The 20,153-nt window shown below is 44.0% G+C and carries 17 protein-coding genes; 10 read left to right on the plus strand and 7 right to left on the minus strand.

All coding sequences use genetic code 11. The features are described 5' to 3' along the window. Window positions 1-87: 87 nt before the first annotated feature. From trpS to L3V36_RS13590, 3 genes are all read right to left on the minus strand, one after another. Window positions 88-1,149 carry a tryptophan--tRNA ligase gene (trpS, locus tag L3V36_RS13580; RefSeq protein ID WP_102446679.1) on the minus strand — a complete coding sequence of 354 codons (1,062 nt, stop codon included), beginning with the start codon at window positions 1,147-1,149 and terminating at the stop codon, window positions 88-90. Window positions 1,150-1,399: 250 nt separating this feature from the next. Further along, window positions 1,400-2,200 carry a hypothetical protein gene (locus tag L3V36_RS13585; protein WP_208774863.1) on the minus strand — a complete coding sequence of 267 codons (801 nt, stop codon included), beginning with the start codon at window positions 2,198-2,200 and terminating at the stop codon, window positions 1,400-1,402. A 267-nt stretch (window positions 2,201-2,467) separates the two neighbouring features. After that, window positions 2,468-3,799 carry a D-serine ammonia-lyase gene (locus L3V36_RS13590; RefSeq protein WP_208774865.1) on the minus strand — a complete coding sequence of 444 codons (1,332 nt, stop codon included), beginning with the start codon at window positions 3,797-3,799 and terminating at the stop codon, window positions 2,468-2,470. 133 nt (window positions 3,800-3,932) lie between these two features. On the opposite strand from L3V36_RS13590, the gene L3V36_RS13595 reads away from it, so the two are divergent. Continuing rightward, entirely contained in the window at window positions 3,933-5,126 is a 1,194-nt protein-coding gene (locus L3V36_RS13595; protein WP_208774867.1) for an MFS transporter, read from the plus strand. Window positions 5,127-5,171: 45 nt separating this feature from the next. Here L3V36_RS13595 and L3V36_RS13600 read toward each other — a convergent pair whose 3' ends face one another. Together L3V36_RS13600 and L3V36_RS13605 are read right to left on the minus strand one after the other, a co-directional pair. Further along, a complete protein-coding gene (locus L3V36_RS13600) occupies window positions 5,172-5,969 on the minus strand; it encodes a helix-turn-helix transcriptional regulator (RefSeq protein ID WP_208774869.1) in 798 nt (265 codons plus the stop codon). 41 nt (window positions 5,970-6,010) lie between these two features. Further along, the gene (locus tag L3V36_RS13605; protein ID WP_208774871.1) at window positions 6,011-6,544 is read right to left on the minus strand and encodes a YbhB/YbcL family Raf kinase inhibitor-like protein; all 534 of its coding nucleotides are present in this window, start codon (window positions 6,542-6,544) and stop codon (window positions 6,011-6,013) included. A 243-nt stretch (window positions 6,545-6,787) separates the two neighbouring features. Between L3V36_RS13605 and L3V36_RS13610 the strand changes: the two genes are divergently transcribed. The 4 genes from L3V36_RS13610 to L3V36_RS13625 all read left to right on the plus strand — a co-directional run bounded on the left by L3V36_RS13610 (window position 6,788) and on the right by L3V36_RS13625 (window position 12,169). Further along, window positions 6,788-8,197 (plus strand): DUF3404 domain-containing protein, encoded by a 1,410-nt coding sequence (locus L3V36_RS13610; RefSeq protein WP_208774873.1) that lies wholly within the window; start codon window positions 6,788-6,790, stop codon window positions 8,195-8,197. After that, entirely contained in the window at window positions 8,175-8,822 is a 648-nt protein-coding gene (locus tag L3V36_RS13615; protein ID WP_017082332.1) for a response regulator transcription factor, read from the plus strand. Before L3V36_RS13610 ends, L3V36_RS13615 begins: the two co-directional genes overlap by 23 nt. Then, a complete protein-coding gene (locus L3V36_RS13620; RefSeq protein WP_208774874.1) occupies window positions 8,822-9,640 on the plus strand; it encodes a DUF2861 family protein in 819 nt (272 codons plus the stop codon). The genes L3V36_RS13615 and L3V36_RS13620 overlap by 1 nt, the downstream gene beginning before the upstream one ends. 120 nt (window positions 9,641-9,760) lie before the next feature. Further along, window positions 9,761-12,169, plus strand: coding sequence for a glycoside hydrolase (locus L3V36_RS13625; protein WP_208774876.1), 2,409 nt, complete (start codon window positions 9,761-9,763; stop codon window positions 12,167-12,169). Window positions 12,170-12,241: 72 nt separating this feature from the next. Here the strand turns inward: L3V36_RS13625 and L3V36_RS13630 are convergent, their stop codons facing one another. Beyond that, window positions 12,242-13,144: a LysR family transcriptional regulator gene (locus L3V36_RS13630; RefSeq protein WP_208774877.1), complete on the minus strand. Its 903-nt coding sequence runs from the start codon at window positions 13,142-13,144 to the stop codon at window positions 12,242-12,244. A 128-nt stretch (window positions 13,145-13,272) separates the two neighbouring features. Between L3V36_RS13630 and L3V36_RS13635 the strand changes: the two genes are divergently transcribed. The 5 genes from L3V36_RS13635 to L3V36_RS13655 all read left to right on the plus strand — a co-directional run bounded on the left by L3V36_RS13635 (window position 13,273) and on the right by L3V36_RS13655 (window position 19,469). Then, complete coding sequence (locus L3V36_RS13635; RefSeq protein WP_009844998.1) at window positions 13,273-14,337, plus strand: HlyD family secretion protein; 1,065 nt, start codon at window positions 13,273-13,275, stop codon at window positions 14,335-14,337. Between the two features lie 3 nt (window positions 14,338-14,340). Further along, on the plus strand, window positions 14,341-15,891 hold the full coding sequence (locus L3V36_RS13640; RefSeq protein WP_102446688.1) for a DHA2 family efflux MFS transporter permease subunit: 1,551 nt from the start codon (window positions 14,341-14,343) through the stop codon (window positions 15,889-15,891). A 286-nt stretch (window positions 15,892-16,177) separates the two neighbouring features. After that, complete coding sequence (locus L3V36_RS13645; RefSeq protein ID WP_102455438.1) at window positions 16,178-17,767, plus strand: response regulator; 1,590 nt, start codon at window positions 16,178-16,180, stop codon at window positions 17,765-17,767. Beyond that, window positions 17,761-18,093, plus strand: coding sequence for an Hpt domain-containing protein (locus tag L3V36_RS13650; RefSeq protein ID WP_017079133.1), 333 nt, complete (start codon window positions 17,761-17,763; stop codon window positions 18,091-18,093). The genes L3V36_RS13645 and L3V36_RS13650 overlap by 7 nt, the downstream gene beginning before the upstream one ends. 479 nt (window positions 18,094-18,572) lie before the next feature. Then, complete coding sequence (locus L3V36_RS13655; RefSeq protein WP_017087197.1) at window positions 18,573-19,469, plus strand: sigma-70 family RNA polymerase sigma factor; 897 nt, start codon at window positions 18,573-18,575, stop codon at window positions 19,467-19,469. Between the two features lie 240 nt (window positions 19,470-19,709). On the opposite strand, the gene L3V36_RS13660 is transcribed toward L3V36_RS13655, so the two are convergent. Beyond that, a complete protein-coding gene (locus L3V36_RS13660) occupies window positions 19,710-20,063 on the minus strand; it encodes a hypothetical protein (RefSeq protein WP_017079131.1) in 354 nt (117 codons plus the stop codon). Window positions 20,064-20,153: the final 90 nt, after the last annotated feature.

The raw sequence follows: 20,153 nt of genomic DNA on the forward strand, positions 1-20,153 counted from the left end.
TTTAGATCACCTCCTTTCTCATCAAACGAGAACCCAAAGACGCTAAATCGTCCGAGCATGACTTTGGGTTCAAAATAGTTCTCAAACTTACAAAATATTCAAACCAAAGGCGTCTTTAACATCGAGCAATACCTTTTGCGTTCTTTCTCTAGAGACTTGGCTACCATTTCGCAAAATATCGATGAGCTGCGCTTTGTCATCCAGTAACTCAGCTCTTCTTTCACGAATAGGACGAAGCATCTCTTGTAAGCACTCTTCCAATACTTTCTTAGTTTGTCCATCGCCTAGCCCACCTCTTTGGTAATGCTCTTTTAGTTGACTGACATAGTTAGCGTCTGTGTGAAAAGCATCAAGATAAGTGAACACGATGTTGCCTTCTACTTTGCCTGGGTCTTCAATTCGCAGATGGTTTGGATCGGTATACATGGATTTAACGGCAGCTCTGATCTCTTTCTCTGTTGCACCCAAATTAATGGCGTTGCCCATCGATTTAGACATCTTACTTTTACCATCGGTACTAGGGAGGCGAGATGCATTGCTGAGAAGCGGTCTGCATTCATTCAAGATTGGTTTGCCAGCGAGCGAATTCACTTTCCTTACTATCTCATTGGTTTGTTCTAACATCGACAATTGATCATCGCCAACAGGCACTAAAGTCGCGTTAAAAGCAGTGATGTCTGCCGCCTGTGAGATTGGATAAGTGAGGAAGCCTGCTGGAATTGAACGTCCAAACTCTTTGTTCTGAATTTCGCTTTTGACTGTTGGATTCCGTTCTAAGCGAGCGATAGAAACAAGATTGCTGTAGAACATGGTGAGCTCAGCTAACACCGGCAGCTGTGATTGCAGACAAATCGTGGTCTTGGTCGGGTCGATACCCACCGCAAGATAGTCAGCGACTACATTGAGAATGTTGGAAGAAACCTTCGAAGGATTATGGGCGTTGTCGGTAAGCCCTTGCATGTCAGCGACCAATATCGTTTGGTCGTGAATATGCTGCAAAGAGACTCTTTGTTTAAGTGAACCGACGTAATGACCCAAGTGCAAAGGCCCAGTAGCTCTATCGCCAGTCAGAATGATTTCAGGCTTGTTGGTATTGTTCTTACTGCCAATATTATTGCTGTCGGTATGGCTGTTTGAGTTGGTATTCATGGTGTATCTCCAAGTTAAAAAGGCTACTGGAGATAAAAAGAGGCGACATTTTTGATGACATTCTTAGCTACCGTCCAGCAGCTAAAGAATGTAAGTATTCCGTGCTGCTCTATTGAGAGCACCACCAAAAGAAAATTGAAGTTGAAGCAGAATTAAATTTCATGGCTAAAACCTATCAACAATACAGACGAGCGACAACTGTTATTTACGCACACCAAGAAAATAGGTTTAAGATTAACAGTTTATAGGCTTAATCTTTACTGGAACACAGTTCAGTGATTCGGTCACACATGGCTTGGTTGACTGTGAAGTGGGTGTTGAGAAACACTAGTTGGGCAAGTGCCGATTCAGCCGTGCGCTCGTAACCTTGGGTAAAGGTTGGTAGCAATTGAGCAAACTTAGGAAAGCGTGCTTCTAGTCTTCTATCCGACATAAACTCATCGACAAATTCAGGCTCAGAATGTTCAGTTTGATCCACAAGATCGATCAAACGATCAAGTGCGTAAGATTGAACGAACCGACTGCCCGACAGCTTTTCGCCTCGATTATAACGAGACATGCCGACATAAAGATTGGTTAGAGCCTCACCAATGATCCACTCTTCGGAGTTAGTATCTGCCTCCCCTTTTACTGGTGGGATACAGCACCGAGTATCAAATTCAGGTTGCTGCCAAACAATGCGCCCTTCAGCAAATGGAATATGCGCTAACTGTTGGGATTCAAACACCGCAAACTCGCAAAAGATTCCGTCAGCATATAAGACTTTATAGCCATCGACGGTGTTTCTCACCGCGTAGTCGATTGGGTGAATATCAGATAGCCAATGCAAGCTGTCTAAGAAATACTGCTTATGCCCCGTTTGTACTATCGCGAAAAAATCGACATCTGAATACTGATCAAGTCGTTCTGTTTCAATACCTACCGAGCCCAATCCCAGTAAAGCATGAGCCTTACCCGATGCTTCCAAAGACTCCCCAATCGCATCTAAACGCTGGAGTAATTTTTCTGGTGTGTTTATGTGTCTTGTCTGCATCACTTTATCCGTCTGCATTGCTAAATCCCTATCAAGTTGAATGCCACTCAACCTAACTGATAGTTAGAACATCTAAGAAGCCTAATTTATAAAATATGTGTTTCGGGTAACGATCTGCGCAAGTTATTGTTCGAATAATGACTGGATTTATGAGTTAAAAAGAGTGCGTTCAACCGATAAACAACACTCTTCTATCATGGCTTATCTTTTAACCGCTGATATTTATAACAGCTTATACTTATAAACACCTAGTTTACAAACAGCTAGCTTATAAACGCTTTAGGGCTAAACCGATGACTTAGCTAAGTAAGCAGCCATTTCTTCTTTCGGCACCATGCCTCCGCCAGTCGCCCACACAAGATGCGTTGCATTCGCTAGCGTCGACTCATCAATCTGTAGGCGAGCAAGGTATTCGCTATTTCGCTCAACATAAACCGCACCTGGCATACCCGCTAACGCTGAAGGTTCAAGTTGAATACCCTCTGCTTGGTTCAGTTCGCCTAGCAATTGATACATGCGTTCATCGGTTAATGTGTAATAACCATCAAGCAAGCGCTCCATCGCGCGACCCACGAAACCTGAAGCCCGACCTACCGCCAAACCGTCTGCGGCGGTGAGGTTATCGATACCCAGATCTTGCACCGCAATCTCATCATGCAAACCGGTATGAACACCGAGCAACATACAAGGCGAATGGGTTGGCTCAGCAAAAATACAGTGCACGTGATCACCAAAAGCCATTTTCAAGCCAAATGCAACACCACCGGGGCCGCCACCCACACCACAAGGCAAGTAAACAAACAATGGATGTTCTTTATCCACTGAAATGTGTTGTTGTTCAAATTGCTGTTTGAGCCTTTGCCCTGCCACCGAGTAGCCAAGGAACAGGGTTTGCGAGTTTTCATCATCTATAAAGAAGCAGCGCGGGTCTTGTTCTGCCTCTTTCCGTCCTTGTTCTACTGCAACGCCATAATCTTGTTGATACTCGACCACGTTAACACCGTGCTCTCGCAGTTTACTTTTCTTCCAAGCTCTCGCGTCTGCTGACATATGAACAGACACGGTAAAACCTAGCTTGGCACTCATAATACCGATCGACATTCCTAGGTTACCCGTGGAGCCTACTGCAATGCTGTATTGTTGGAAGAAGTCACAAAATTCAGGTTCGAGCAACTTACTGTAGTCATCGCTCTCACACAGTAACCCCGCTTCAATCGCAAGCTTCTCGGCATGCGTTAGTACTTCATAGATACCACCGCGCGCTTTGATTGAACCTGAAATCGGTAAATGGCTGTCTTTCTTCATCATCAAGCGCCCTTTTATTGGCTGCTGATAATGAGCTTCTAATGCTAACTTCATTGCAGGGATATCGATAAGCTCAGATTCGATGATGCCATTCGTCACATGAGTTTCAGGGAATGCCTTCACCAGATAAGGGGCAAACCTTTGTAACCTCAAACTCGCATCATAAATATCTTGTTCGCCTAATCCCACATAAGGCAAACCGTGCTCCAGAGTCGTCACATTTGGGTTAAACCAAACCACTTCTTCCAATGCAATCAATTGTTGAAGTAATGGGAAATCTGAGATGAGTTTATGGATATTCAATACAGTCATGGATTACCTTCTTTGGTAAAGCGCGCGCGACGCTGGTTCAGTCATTAGTAAACCTATTTAAACGGTATTTGTGTAATCATTCAATGATCTGTAGGCTAGCCTGTCTTCTCATAAGCAAACAGTAGAACAACCTATGAGCGCCTCTCTTCGTAATAGCATTTTCGTCATGTTAGGGATTCTATTCCTAGCACTTAACCTTCGTGGGCCTTTTACGAGCTTGGCTCCTGTGCTTTCTCAGGTTATGGAAGGCCTCAACCTTACGTCGTCGGCTGCTGGCTTCTTAACAGCTTTGCCACTGTTAACTTTTGCCTTATTTTCACCATTAGTCACCAAGATATCTCAACGAATTGGTCTAGAACCTAGCCTGCTCTTAGGCTTAGTTTTGATCACTTCGGGTATTACACTGCGCTCTTTTGGAGCAATTCCGACGTTATACATCGGCACAGTAATGATTGGACTTGGTATCGCGATTGGTAACGTGTTGTTACCCGTTGTAGTGAAAATTAGCTTCCCTACTCGTATTGCGACAGTCACTTCTTTGTACATTTTTACGATGGGCATCGGTTCGACGTTAGGCTCAAGTTTGATGGTGCCGTTTTCAAATCTAACCTTATTTACGATCACGGGTTGGCAATTAGCACTGTTAATGAACCTAATATTCCCAATATTAGCTTTGGTGATCTGGTTGCCTAAAATCAGAAAGCGTTCTTCTTCAGCAACCAATAACAAGCATCAAGAAAAGCCTATTCCGATGAAGAAAATGATCAAGAGTGGCGTTGCATGGCAAGTGACACTAGCCCTTGGGCTTAACTCATTTACCTTCTACTCTTTGGCAGGCTGGCTTCCACAGATCTTGAACGACCTTGGCTACAGCGAAATCGATGCGGGTTACATCTACGGATTTCTACAATTTTCGACTATGGTTCCGGGATTGCTGTTACTGCCGTTCTTAGGTAAAAGCGATAACCAACAATGGCTTATCACTCTGTGTGCATCGAGTGTATTTGTCGGACTGATTGGCCTGTTGTATTTACCTGAGTTTGCGATTTTTTGGGTGGGACTGTTTGGATTAGCCAACTGCTCTACGTTTATTATCGCGCTCTCTTTTGTCGGCTTACGTACAGCGAATAGCAGCCAAGCCGCATCGCTGTCGGGTATGGCTCAAGGAATTGGTTATGCTTTAGCAGCAACAGGCCCAACGCTGGTGGGTAAGCTTCATGCTCAAACCGATTCTTGGAGCGTTCCCATTCTGCTGATCGCATCTGTTGCATTTGCGTGCACGATTTTCGCGGCATTGGCAGCACGAGACAAAAAAGTGAGCGTTTAGGACAAACAGAATGGTTATGGCGTCGCGACTTTATTGCTCGCGACTCTATTTGCTCGCGACTGTATTGCTGACGACGGTTTTGATGTATTCACTTGGCGACAAACCAAACTTCCCTTTAAAGCGCTGACTAAAACGCCCTTCCGATTGGTAACCGCAAGACTGAGCCAACATCGCCACATTCTGCTGCCCGTTTTGCATCAGATAAAGCGCATGACTCAACCGAACTTCAGCCAAAACCTCTCGATATTGCATGCCTTCAAGTTTCAATTTTCGGATAAGCGTGGCGCGGCTCATCGCAAAGCGCTCTGCTACCGACTCTAACGGATGTTTCTCGTCCGGTGAATGAGAAAGATAATGGCTGAGCTTTTGGCTAAACGAGACGTTGGCACTGGCAAACAATCGATGCAGTACCCCTTTTTCGGCTAATTGCTGATATAAGCCCTGCAACCAAAACTGCTGGGTCTCTTTACTCATGCTTTGTCTATCAAAGGAAAACAGAGCATTGAGTGAATCTCGTAAGCTACGATCCGCTTGTACTTTAGGCAGCCCCAGATCATTCGAGCGTTCCTCACTTAAATCAAGCATCGCCTGAGAAGGTTGGAATTGAAAGCTGAATACACGCGAAAGGAAACGTCCTTTGTGGGGCATGTTCTCAAAACTCAATGACGATGATGCCTCACACAACAGCAGCTCTGAATGTGAGAGTTCTGCCGTTGAATCTTTCCAAAACAGGCGCTTACTGCCTGTAATGATCTGAATGATACTAGGGGATAGAATCCTCACATTACGCAGTTTTTGTAACTGCTCTGCACGAAAGATCGTCACTTGATATTGATGATTCATCTCATCCCCCTTGTTTACTTATTATCAACGTGTATAAGCCATTAACGTGTGTAAGTTGTAGTCAGTTTCGCTTTATCTAAAGCCATGCTGTTCAACGTGAATCCAACCACAGCCGACGGCGTGTTTTCGTCTAGGTTGAGCTTATCCGTTTGCAATGCCCAAACCGTGAATTGATAACGGTGCATGCCATCTTTTTCAGGAGGACAAGCGCCACCGAAACCTACCGTTCCATAATCGATGCGGCCCTCTTTGCCACCCACTTTAGAGATGTCGACACCACGAGGTAGCGCGCTCACTGTTGCTGGAATATCAAACGCGACCCAGTGCCAGAAACCACTTTCAGTTGGTGCATCTGGATCATACGCCGTGATTGCAAAGCTTTTGGTTCCTGCTGGAGCATCTTTCCACATCAACTGCGGTGACAAGTTCTCGCCGTCACAACCCCAACTTGAATATTCAAACATCTTCGCCATCGGGTGACCTTCTTGAATATCATTACTCGTTAATTCGAATGCCTGAGCCGAGCCAGCTGTTAAGATACTAAGTGCCAATACTGATTTAATGAGTGTTTTCATGGTGGTTCCTCTGATTAGGTATGAGCCCAGTATAGTCCCCTCCACCCACCCAGAAATAACAATAAGTACACAATTACCTAGTTTAATCCATCAAAATGATACTTACTGTATTTTTAATTTATTATTTTAAAACATGACCCACTCGACAATTTGTTGTTAAAGGAACACTTGTTGACATTCAGGTTACAAATCACGTCCAAAACTCTTTAGACTCGCCCCACGACTTTTAACGAGAATGATTGGATGCGCAGGTTTACCTTAGCCCTTGGCTTGATCTTTTGGCTCCCAACTCTAGCCAATGCCCAAAATTTGCAAGACAAGTGGCAAACCCTGTATCAACTGAGCTGGCAATCATCCCCAATCCTAGTATCTCAACAAGAGTTGGCTCAGTATCCGAAAGTTCTGCTTCATGAACGTAGCCGCTATCCTGATTTCAACCAATTCAGTTGGGACGACATCGCAGCGTTAGCGTCAATACAAGATCACTGCCGAGCGATTGAAAGCAATAACCCTTCATTAGATGATGCCATCGAGTTTGAGCTCGCTTTGTGTCAGCAACAAGCATTGGATTCCATTTGGTTTGCAGCACACTCCAAACGACACCCTGCAGGTGGCAGTTTTGCTGATCGTTATTTAGCCGCTTACCCAGATGTGACCGAGCAGATACGCCCATTTTTGAGTCTTACCAACCCTCAGCACCCTTTATATAACAAGCTAGAAAACCTAAGTGCACAAGGCAGAGAAGCACTGCTCAGTGGATACCGTGCTTGGCAACAGGACGATGTGCTTTGGTTAAGTGGCGAACAAGGCTGGAAAGCCATTCCCTTAAATGTTTGGCAACCTATTGTAGAGCGGCAAGAGGTATCTTTGACGGGTAAAACCTGTACTTTTCGTTACAGCAACGTGTGCTTAAGCGAGCCTAGCAATGACAATCTGGTCATGAAAACGTTGATCTTTACATTGCTGTTAACGTTGCTTTCCGGACTCGGTAGAGTCTTATACCTAAGAACAAAGCAACGAAAAGAGAGGCAGTTCGTTTTACAGCTTCTTACTCATGAACTGCGCACGCCAATTACTAGCCTAGGCTTAACCGTCGAAATGTTTAGAAATCGCTACGATGACTTTTCTGATGAAACTCAAAATGCGGTTTGGCGTTTAATATCCGACTATCAACGGCTCTCTCAGCTCACTGAAAACAGCAAAGTGTATCTAAGTGCGGATCAGTCGGAGCCTTTATTAAAGCAGAACGCATCCTTAGAAGAGTGGCTCGATCATGTATGTGAAAAGCACAATATCGAGTATCAATGTGATTCAAGTGATGCTGAACTTAACCTACCGTATTACTGGCTAACCATCTGCTTAGATAACTTGATTAAGAACGCTAAACAGCATGGTATAGGTGAGGTTTTGGTCAAGGTAGAACTCGCTGATAAGCTCAGGATTGAGGTGCAAGACGAAGGTCACTTCCCTTCTTTTCTGCAACGGTTTGTATCTCGAGCAACACCGAATATCAATCACAGACAAGACAACATGGGCATTGGCCTGACTATTGTCGAACACTTGATGAAACAAGCGAATGGCCGTCTCATTATTCTTCGTAACCCAACCCGATGTATTTTGGAAATAGCTTATGAACACCCTACTGCTGATTGAAGACGACCATCTACTTGGACAAGGCCTCGTCAGCTTCTTTGAGTCCAATGGTTACCCATGCCTTTGGGCGAAGGATTCAGAGAGTGCCAGTAAGCAATGGTTCCGCGCCGATCTAGTGATACTGGATCGACAACTCGAAGACGGTGACAGCTTGCGACACCTGCCGAATTGGCTACTCCTCAAAGCGCTTCCTGTGATTGTGTTAACGGCTAAAGTGGAAGTCCAGCAACGCGTAGAAGGCTTAATGGCAGGTGCCAAAGATTACGTCACTAAACCTTTCTCGAACGAGGAGTTGCTTGCTCGAGTCATTACCCATCTTCGTCCGTTAGGTGTTAGCCACCTAAATTACGCCAACATCCAAATCAACTTGTCGGAACGAATCGCTTATTTGGATGAAAGCCCGATCACGTTAAAACCTAAAGAGTTCCAGTTATTGGTCTTGTTTGTTCAGAACCAAAGTCGTGTGTTTCATCGTGATGAGTTACTCAATAAGATTTGGGGGTATCAAGCCTTTCCAAGTACCCGAACCGTGGATAATCACATACTGCGCTTGCGCCAGAAGCTGCCAACCCTAAAGATCGAAACACATCGCGGCGTTGGTTACCGCTTAGCTGGGGAATCATAATGAGAGTCACTTCGTTAATCGCATTGATCTGCGCTTTGCCGTTTGCGTGTCACGCCGCTTGGTTTACCAACACGCCATTACAGCATACGTATCAATCTCTGCTTGATGAACAACCTCAAGTCGCGTGGCAAGAGCTTCAAATCGCACTCAATCAACAAACACTTGATAGTGAGCTTTGGTTGCCAGTTAAACAAGAGATACTGAGCCAAACTCAATGCGGAACTTCACTAAGACAAGACACTGAGACGAAACATCACATTCAAGTTAGCTTCATTCGACGCTACGGCCTGTCATCGCAAGGTTATCAAATCAAAGTCGCTGCAGAACAACTCAGTGAAGACATAAAAATCCAAACACAACCTATCTCTCTGGTTTCCCCAAGAGGTAAAATCCTTCTCGATGGACAACTCGCTTCTAACAATGAGTATCAAGAGATTGAGACCAGTGAAATGTTTAACAAACCCGAATCTGGTGTTTATCAACTAAGGATAGGTTCAAACCACTATCCTATTGTTGTCGCTTTAGACAACAGCAAGCGATGGTTAACACTCGAAAGTAAACTCAGCGAACCACATATCGTGATCACGCCACCGAAGGTGATCGACAACTGCCCTAACGCCAATGTGAGTTGGCAATGGTTCGATGAGAACTACAACCTGTTAGGCTACAAAGTGCCAATCAAGACAGCTCAAGCACCCGTTCCCACAGAAAGCCCACTAGGGACTAATGCCAGACACTTGAGTGCTTCGGTTGAAATGTTTGAATACCAAGGTGCGATTGAAGTCCAATATGTGCAGCGTGTCGCGGTCCCTTTCTAATGGAATGCTTTCATAAGAAGATTAGAAACTAGGTAATTCAGAAAATAGAGACATATAGGTGACAAAGCACTAGCGCTACTTGGGTGTAATAACCGTACTTACCCTTTACGGAATCTTGACATGCTCAGTGTACGTCACCCACTCAATCTTTCTACTTGTGCCATTGTAGCTTTAACAACAGCTTGTCTGTTTTCATCCAATGCACAAGCGAGCCAAATAACGCTAACCAGTAATAGCAGCGTCAGTGCTAACACCACTACCAACAATACAGTCTCTATTTCATCGAATACTTTAGAGATAGATTGGAACGGCTTAAGCGTTAACAGCGGCGCTCTCACCGTTGATAGCCAACCACAGAAAGTGACCAATCTAGTCATTGGTCTTTCCGATAAAACTAACTCAGCAAAGACCGCAACTTGGATCTTAGTACCTAGTGGGATAAACATTGAGGCAGAACTAAATCAAGATCAACTCACTTTTCAGTTCAGCTTCCCTTCAAATATACAGGTGAAACGTAACCAGCCCGTAGAGTTGGCGTGGTTTGATCTTGCAGAACAACAAACTCAGACACTATTTCTTCCTTTTAGCGAAGGCATGCGTGTACCTACAAATAACAAGCTTTGGGGTAGTTATCTAGTCGACAACCATTCTGGAAGCAACACCACTCAAGACCTAAAGATGCCTTTTTGGACAGCACAACAGAACGACCACTTCATTAGCTATCAGATGATTAATGCAACCAACAATCAACTGCTCTTTTCAGATGCATCCTCTAATGCTTCCTCAAATACAAAGACCAAAATTGATATGAAGGCATCACACCAATTTACGATGCTCAATCAATCGCAACCATTTATTGTTCGTATCACCGTTGGAGACTCGTGGTTAGATGGTGCCAAACAATACCGCGATTGGCGCATCAATAATGACCAGTCCGAAACACTTGTAGCAAAGCAAAAGCGCAATCCAGATGTGAGTAAGTTGATCGGCGCGAGCCACGTTTATTTGTTTGGTAAAGATCCATTAAGCGTCCAAGATGTGAGCGACTGGTGGGGATTGAAAACATGGTATCTAGAGAGGTCTAAACTCGGATTTTCTGGGGAAGCGAAAAGAGAGCTTTCATCACTCTCCAAGGGCAAAGATTGGTTCAGTCAGTACCACAAACAACTATTGTTAGACTCTATTAGCCAGTCATTGCAGGTGTTATTTCCAGTCGGTACTGCGACACTCGAAAACAACACGATCAAAGCGCAATACAAAGCAGCACAGGATAAGAAGAACTGGTTGCTAGAGCACGCTTCCCCTTACATAAACTCGTCAGAGACATGGGGGCAAGCATTGTCTTCAGACATGGTCGCTAATCTAAATAAGGCAGGTTTAAACAAACTGTGGCTAGGATTCGATAATTGGATGCCAGCATTCTATCAACCTAACGCCGTGGCTATGGCAAAACAGTCCGGATATCTGGTCGGTACTTACGATTCCTACAACACAGCCATTCCTGCGAAGCTGAACGACAACTGGCTAACCGCTCAATTACCAGAGCCAATGCGTCAAAGTTGTGCTATTGAACTAGCGGATGGCAGCCTAAAAAAAGGGTTTCGAGGTAACGGATTCTACCTCAATCCGAATTGCCATTTAGATTACGTAAAGCAGCGCGCTCAAGACATTATGAAATTCGGCAACTTCAACAGCTTGTTCTTAGATGTTGATGCAACCGCCATGGCTCGTGAGGATTACAGCGGCTCTATAGACAGTCATAGCAAGAGTCATAGCAAGAGTCATAGCAACAGCAATGGCGATACAAACGAATCGGATATGCTTTCTGCCTTCAACAACCGAATGCAGTGGCTAAGCGAGCAACCATCGTTAGTATTAGGCTCTGAAGACGGCAACAGCCTTACAACAAAAGGCATCGCGTTTGCGCACGGCTTAGAAACGGTTGGTTTTGGCTGGACAGATAAAGACATGAAAGAGAATCGCCGATCTCCCTATTACTTAGGTCGTTGGTACCCAGACCACAAGCCTGACTTCTTCTTTAAACCCGCCGACGTTAAAGAGCCCTACAAGTCGCTACTGTTTTCGCCACAATATCGAATTCCGTTATACCAAGCCGTTTTCCATGATGAAGTAATCAATACGCACCATTGGCACTCAGACAGCCTTAAGTTCACTAATGTACAAGCAGAACGTGACTTAACCACCATGCTGTACAACACACCACCGATGGTTCACTTGACCAGAGATGAAGCTTTATCAAGTTCAAGTCCAAGGATCAAAGCACTCAAACACTATCAAGATGGCTTTGAACCGATGCACGAACAGTTATGGGATAAACAGTTGGTCGATTTCGACTGGTTAGACAAAAGCGGCGAAGTTCAACAAACCGAGTTCAGTGACGGGAGTAAGATCATTGCCAACTTCTCCAACAAGGCCTTTCGTCACAACGGTATCGATATTGCTGCCCTATCGGTCAAAGCTATATTAGTGAATGGACAAGTCGTCGACTGGCAGCCCAATCATAGTTAGCTTCAATACGGTTTAGACAAAAACGAATAATAGGAAGCTTAAGCACTTATTTAACCGCTAATGTTCAGCCCGTTACTTGTGCTTCCTATTTTGAAAGGCAGTCAGTAGATAGTCGATAAAGACCTTTTTACGTTTCGGCATCAACTGCCTGTCTGCATACACTAGGCTTACTGAAACTTCTGGCATCTCATATTCAGGTAACAAACGAATCAGCTTACCTGTCTTGAAGTGTTCCCGACAAATGAATTCAGGAAGCACCGCCAAGCCGAGCCCATCCACACACGCTGTTAGGCATGCCGTGATGGTATTCACCCGCAACTGACACGGTAGATCGATCAAAATCGACTCTCCGCCTTCTAATTGCAAATGCCACTTAGGTAGACGTGCCGCCTTGTTCACCACCTCAATCATTCTGAATGGCGGTTCAAGATCATTGGGCGAAGAGATTTCATCGAACTGCTCTAAATACTCAGGGCTGGTTACCAATACACGCTTCGATGTTGTGAGGTAGCGAGAAACCAAGCTCGAATCCACCAACTCACCAATTTGCGCGTAAAGATCGATCCCCTCTGCAATGATGTCAACTTCTCGATTCGACAGTTCTAAGTTCAAAGTCACGTTTGGGTGCTCTTTTAGGAAACTGTGGATGTATGTGGCTAATACTTGATGTCCCAATTCGACAGGCAACACAACATTCAACTGCCCTCGGATCAAATCCTGATTGGCAGAAACCTCTAACTCAGCTTGGTTCATGATCTCTTGCATCTGCATGCTCGACTGATAAAAGCGCTCACCCTCTGGCGTTAAAACTAAACTTCGTGTCGAACGAGTGATCAACCTCACACCTAGGTGCTGCTCGAGCTCGTCAAGCTTTCGGCTGACGGTCGACTTGGTCATGTTCAATGCTTCAGCTGCGTGCGTGAAACTCCCACAATCAACAACTTGTGTAAAAACAGTCACAGCATTTAAGTCCATCGTATTTCTCCCAAAGCTATATTAGTAAGATTTTTGCAACAGTGTTTCTCTTTTTTCCTATCTTATCAATCAATCGAATTCATTTACAATTCGTTACATCTAAATAAAAACAAAATGAGAAATAAAAAATGACAGAGAACAATAACGCTTCGCAATCAGTAAGCACAAAAAAACGTAAAAAAGCTCCGCTTATTGCTACTGCGATCATGCTGTCATTAGGTCTTGCTGGTGCCGGATATTGGTATGGCTATGGCCAATACTTTGAATCTACCGACAATGCCTACCTACAAGGCGACATCACGAATATAAGCCCGAAGGTGTCAGGTTATATTGTTAAGTCTTACGTGAGTGATAACCAATCGGTTAAACAAGGTGACTTGTTGGTTCAAATTGATGATCGTGATTACCAATCTGCACTTGCTCAGGCGAATGCGCATTTAAGCGTCGTTCAATCAAGCGTACACAACCTTATCGCTCAACAAACGTTACAACGTAGCCAAATAAATCAAGCCGAGAGCCGTGTTGATTCCGCACAAGCTGAATACGAGCGTGCAATCCAACAAGTAGTGCGTTCTCGTAGCTTATTAAAGCGTAACTATGCTTCGCAAGATGAAGTCGACAGCATGGTCGCACAACAAAAAGTCACCCAAGCAGAACTTGAAGAAGCAAAAGCAAACCTCGTCGCAAGTAATGATCAGCTAATCGTGATTGCGAGTGAAATCGAACAAGCAAACGCATCCGTGACTGAAGCTCAAGCACAAAGAGATCAAGCACAACTTAACCTTGATTACACCAAAGTTTACGCGCCAGCGGATGGCGTGATTGGTAAACGTAGCGTCCGTGAAGGCTTGCTGATTCAAGCTGGCGCACCACTTATGAGCTTGGTACCAAACAACCAAGTGTGGATTGAAGCCAACTTCAAAGAAACTCAATTAAGCGGCATTCACAAAGGCCAAACCGTAGAAGTCGAACTGGATGCCTTTCCGGGTCAGCCACTTGAAGGCGTGGTAGACAGTTTCTCCCCTGCAACTGGCGCCAAGTTTGCGCTCCTACCACCAGAAAACGCGACAGGTAACTTTACTAAAATCGTTCAACGTGTACCGGTGAAAATTACCATTCCAGATCAGCAAGAATTGAAAGGTAGACTGCTTCCTGGTTTGTCTGTGGTAGCGACCATCGATAAACGAGGCTAGACCATGAGTAACGCTGGTGTTGTCACCCAAACTAATGATGGTGGAGTGGTTTCTAGGCGCCATTGGATCGCCCTATTTGGCGGTTTGATTGGTGCGTTTATGGCGATCTTGGATATTCAAATCACCAACTCGTCTCTCAAAGATATTCAAGGTGCGCTGTCTGCCACCTTAGATGAAAGTTCGTGGATCTCTACGTCTTATCTAGTCGCAGAGATGATCGCTATCCCACTCAGTGGTTGGCTTTCTAAAGCGCTCGGTAAACGCCGTTATATCACATGGACGACGGCCATTTTCACCATTTCATCTTTGTTGTGTTCGTTCTCTTGGAACATGACCTCGATGATCGTATTCCGCGCAATGCAAGGCTTCAGTGGTGGTGCTTTAATCCCGCTTGCTTTCTCGTTAGTGATTCAGTTATTACCTGTTAACAAACGTGCTGTGGGTATGGCACTGTTTGGCGTAACCGCGACCTTTGCTCCATCGATCGGCCCAACATTTGGTGGTTGGCTGACGGAGAACTTTTCATGGCACTATATTTTCTATATCAATATTCCGCCTGCTTTGCTTGTGATCACCATGATCCGATATGGTTTGGATGATGAAAAGCTCGACCTTGGCACACTGAAAAAAGCCGACTGGTTTGGTATCGCCACCATGGCGTTAGGGCTCGGTTGTTTGGAAGTGGTACTAGAAGAAGGTAACCGTGAAGAGTGGTTCAGTTCGAGCTTTATTATTGGCTTGAGTATCGTGTCGGCGGTGAGTTTGGTTTACTTCGTGATAAATGAACTCCAACACAAAAAGCCATTGGTTAACCTGCGGCTATTGCGGGATGGGCAGTTTGCTATGTCTTGTATCGCCTATTTGATTTTGGGGATGGCGTTGCTTGGCTCTATCTATGTGCTACCGATGTATCTCACTCAAATTCAGCAATATAACGCGATGGAAATTGGTGAAGTGCTAATGTGGATGGGTTTCCCACAACTTCTGATATTCCCAATTGTGCCCAAGCTAACACAGATCATTAAGCCTAAGTACTTGGTGACCTTTGGCTTCGCAATGTTCGGTTTCAGTTGTTACGTAAATACGCACATGACAATCGATTTTGGTGGCCAGCAGCTAATTTTGTCTATGGTTCTGCGTGCTATTGGTAGTCCGTTTATCATGGTTCCGCTGTCTTTGGTTGCCATGAAAAACATCAGTAAAATGGACACGCCAGACGCATCAACGTTAACCAACGTAATGCGCAACTTAGGTGGCGCTTTCAGCATCGCGATTATCGCTACGCTACTCGACAACAAAACCCGTGAGCATCTGGCTCACATCAAGGAGTCGTTACCTTCCGTGAGTCAACTTGGTTGGCAGACGCTTCAGCAACAACAAGCATTTTTCATTCAGTCAGGAAGTGATGCCGCAACGGCGATGCAACAAGCGCAAGCAAGCTTACTTGGTACAATGCAACGTGACGCTGCCATCATGGCTTACAACGATGTGTTCTTAATGATGACAGCGTTCTTAGCTCTAGCGGCAGTATTGATTTTTAACATGCGTGATTAGCGCTAGTTTTTTAGTTAGTAAAGCTTCCAAAAAGGCTACATTTCGGATAAAAAATCGAGTAAGAAAACAGAGAGGTAAGCTTATCGGCTTACCTCTTTTTTATTTCTAAAACACGGATAACCCCACAAAAATAAGGTAAACGTAGCATGCGTTTGAAGGCTTTCATAAATGTTATCGAATACTCTTTAATTACCAATAGTTTATTGAGTGTTTGTATGTGATGTAGGCACCTTGACAATGTGCAACCTGACACCTAAATTAAACATAACATTTGGTATTGAGGAAAATGGATTTGACCTTACCAACAGACCTGCGGGTTTTGATTGTCGACGACTCTAAGAGCGCAACAATACTTATTAAGCAGCAACTCTCGAGCTTGGGCATTTCACATGATTGCATCTTTATTGCGACCGATTATCGACAAGCCATCAAGGCGGTCGAGACGCACTCTTTTCATGTACTCCTCATCGATTACCACTTAGAGCAATCCTTCACGGGGTTTGAGCTTTTGGGGATCCTCTATCGAAACAGGCTCATCGATCATACAGTCGCCACAATTCTTGTTTCTGGGGATATGCGTCAGGAAACCGTATTGACTGCCCTTTCAGGCGAAGCACATCACTTTGTTTCTAAACCGATCAATACTCAATCTTTAGGCAAGAAGATTCAAAGTGCTGTGTCCGTTTCGAAGAAACTCACCCAACTGAATGACTTATATCCGATCACTAATCTGGAACGATTGACACAAGCGTTAGCGATCTCCCCTAATGGCAATAGCGTTCAGTTTGAAGCGACGTTGATTGAGCACTTAATTGGAGGCAAAGAATGGGATTTGCTTTCAAGCACAATCAACAACTCGAACACGAAAATGCACCCGACCAAATTAGTCGCAGAGGCATTAATTCTAGACAGCTTGGGTAAACCGAACCTAGCCATAGAAAAGCTCCACAATTACCTGATTGCTCAGCCATTGTCATTAAACGTTATTGATTGTTTAAGCTGCATTTATGAAAAACATAATATGTTACTGCCCGCACTTAAACTGGCCATAAGAGCGTTTGAAATGACGCCTAGCATCAGTCACCGTGCGATAAGAGCAATCGACTTGGCAGAAAACGTCGACAACACCCTGATGCTTATCAAGCTTGGTGAGATGTACGCGACGCATATATCGTCTGCCGACATTGATATTATTCATTCCATTAGCGCTCACTTCAGTTCACTAAAGGCGACCTACCAACGTGAGACACAATTAAAGTACAAACGTATTCTACTGGAACATGCTAATCAATTCACAGAGTTGGTAAACCTCAAACTTCCGGTAAAACAACAGCAACAAGTTCTGGCCAGCCTTGCCCTATTTCAAAGTAATATTTTACTCATTGAGAACAGCCCTCAAGTTGCTCACAAGAAAGTGATTCGAGCCTCGACACTGTTAGCAAATAACTTTTACAACCAACCCACTCACTTATTGCTTCAATTGCTGCCTCTTTTAACTCACTTTGGCGAGTACTCCCTGTACCACTTAGTTGCAGAGTGCTTAAAAGCTCGAGGGGAGACAATAAACCATCAACTCGAATCACAAGATGTAGACCCATCTACTTGTGTAAATATCGAAAATTCCGATTCCATCCAAGAACTAAAGGACTACATTCACAATTACCCATATTCAATTGCGGCGAAACTTGACTATATATATGCCGTCCATAAAGCTCATATAGAAGAAAACCTTAGACACGAATACTTGAAACAGCTCGCGCAGCTAGAGCTTCCACCAAGATGGAGCCAATGGCTCAGTGATTCATTAAGATCTGGTTTTTCTACTAAGCCGCCCAGCCCATTTTCAACATACAGCCGACAGGAGTCTATATGCTAGATTTTGATGCCCTAAATGCCTACTTAGATAATGACAAAGAAGTGATTTTCGCTGTGTTGTCTGTGTATCAAGAAGACCATGGCAATTCATTAGAAGAGATACAAGAACTGGTACAACAACAGGATTGGGGCAAGCTTCATTTTACCGTGCACACATTAAAAGGCATATTAGCCAGCTTCGGCGAAGAAACCGCCACCGTGGCCTTAGAAAGAGTCGAGCAAAACACACTTAATAAGCTTGCACCTCAAGATGATGATCTTTCTGTTATCTACAGCGAAATGAAGATCATCAACAAACAAATCGATGAGGTGCTCAGCACTTATTAGTCAATTCAATGAGCTTTTAGTAATCACTTTCAGTCTTCAGTAATAGCTTTTAGTCTTCACTAATAGTTTTTATAGTTTTACGCAGCAAACAATGTCAGCTGAATAGGTTAAAGAGCTGAGGTACTTTGGCAACATGGAACCTCGACTCTTGCCACGTTCTCCTTATTGTTCCTATCAATTATATAGCCGCCCGCTCCTATAAATTCACTCAATTTATCTACATACGCCAATGCATAATACATACTTTATAAGCTATGCATATTCATGTTTCCTATGAAAAACCGACACGCTCGATGAGATGTAAAATGGTTAAATACTTGTAGATCTTTTTGTGACGTAAGTATACGAAATTGCATTTTATTTATTGGTAAAGAAGAAACTGTTATCTACACTCTAATGAAACCAAGCGTTAATCACTTGGTGGCATAATAATAAAATGAAAAAATAAAACGTTCAGTCGGCTAAAAAAGGACAAGGAAATGAACAATGACAGTTTTGCTGCGTTTCAGGGGCTCACGGATGACACACCCATTAAAGAATCATTTTCTACCACTGCAGAACCTTATGCTCACTATCTAAAGGATATTGTGGGGATTGATCTGCTGTCGCGTGAAGATGAGGTGTATTACGCAAAATTGAATCGCGCTGGTGACAAGCAAGCACGTGACATCATGATCGAATCAAACCTGCGACTTGTTGTAAAAATCGCAAAGAGTTACCTAAAACGTAAAGGCAACAACTTCACGCTGCTCGACCTGATCGAGGAAGGCAACATCGGCTTAATCAAAGCAATCGATAAATACGACCCCGAACCCGGTTATCGCTTTTCGACTTACGCCGTATGGTGGATTCGAGAGAATATTGAAGCGGCATTGATGAACAAAGGTCGTACTGTCCGATTGCCCGCCCACGTATGCAAAGAAATAAACAGCCTCGCGTCTAAGAAGCTCGATGTAAGTAAAAAAATGAGTAAAGAGATTTCTATTTCAGAGTTGTCAGACAGCTCTGGCGTTAAGGCAAAACGTGTCGACCAGCTCGTGGCGCTTAGCGGGTTTATTGACGTGACAACAACGGTTGGTATCAGCCACGCACCGATAGTACTTGAACAGTGTGAAAGTGAGTATATCCCTGACCCGCAAAAAGATTGTGAAGATCAGTCTTTTACCCAAGCTCTAGAGCAAATCATAAACACACTGCCACCCAAATTACAGAAGGTTCTCATTCACCGTTTTGGTTTCTTTGATAACAAGGTGAAAACACTGTCTGAGGTGGGACAAATGCAAGATGTGAATGTTTCTAATGAGCGTGTTAGACAAATGCAGAAAGAAGCAGTCGAGAGAATTCAAAAACGACTCAAATTTGATGGTTGGGTGTAAGTCTCAACCCTACTGACAAGTAATAACGACAGGAAAGAACAATAACGTTAGACAAAAGCATCGTTAATCGAGAGCAACAACGTTAATTAAAGAAAGGACCTTAAGGGTGAGCCTCAAAGCTTGCCCTTTTTGTTTGCCTGTTTTGTTTACCTAATTCGGTAGAAAAACAAAAAGATCGTAAGCACACGAACCGTAAGTCGCTAATGGCTAATGGCTAATGAGAAGTGCCACAGCATTCACTTACCTTAAAGAAGTGACTCGCTCACTGCGTAAAATGAGATAATTGATGTAAGTGGTTTCAAGGCAATCTTGTTCCCACACAGATAAAATCCGTTTGGCCGCAAAATAATAATCTTTGTTTCTCAACAGCATCCCAACGGTGCCGCTGAGCTTTTCAAATCGAACGTGATCGCTCGCAGAGATGTAGTCATCTTCACTTTCAATAATGGGTGCTAAACCATCAGCAAACCAATTATTCAATATTTCTCGCATCTCTAATTCGGACTCAGGCACATCCACACTCGACAACTCACGATGTTGAGGTGGTGGCACGATGTACTTCGACGCTTGCGGTGAACTGACATAACGATACATGTCGTCCCTCCTTTCTAACTAACTCTTCTAATAATTAAGGACATTTTTATCTGTTCTCAAGTTTATTTAGCGAAACAAAACAAATAAAAA

It is taken from the genome of Vibrio sp. G-C-1 (assembly GCF_021728015.1).
GTDB lineage: Bacteria > Pseudomonadota > Gammaproteobacteria > Enterobacterales > Vibrionaceae > Vibrio > Vibrio splendidus.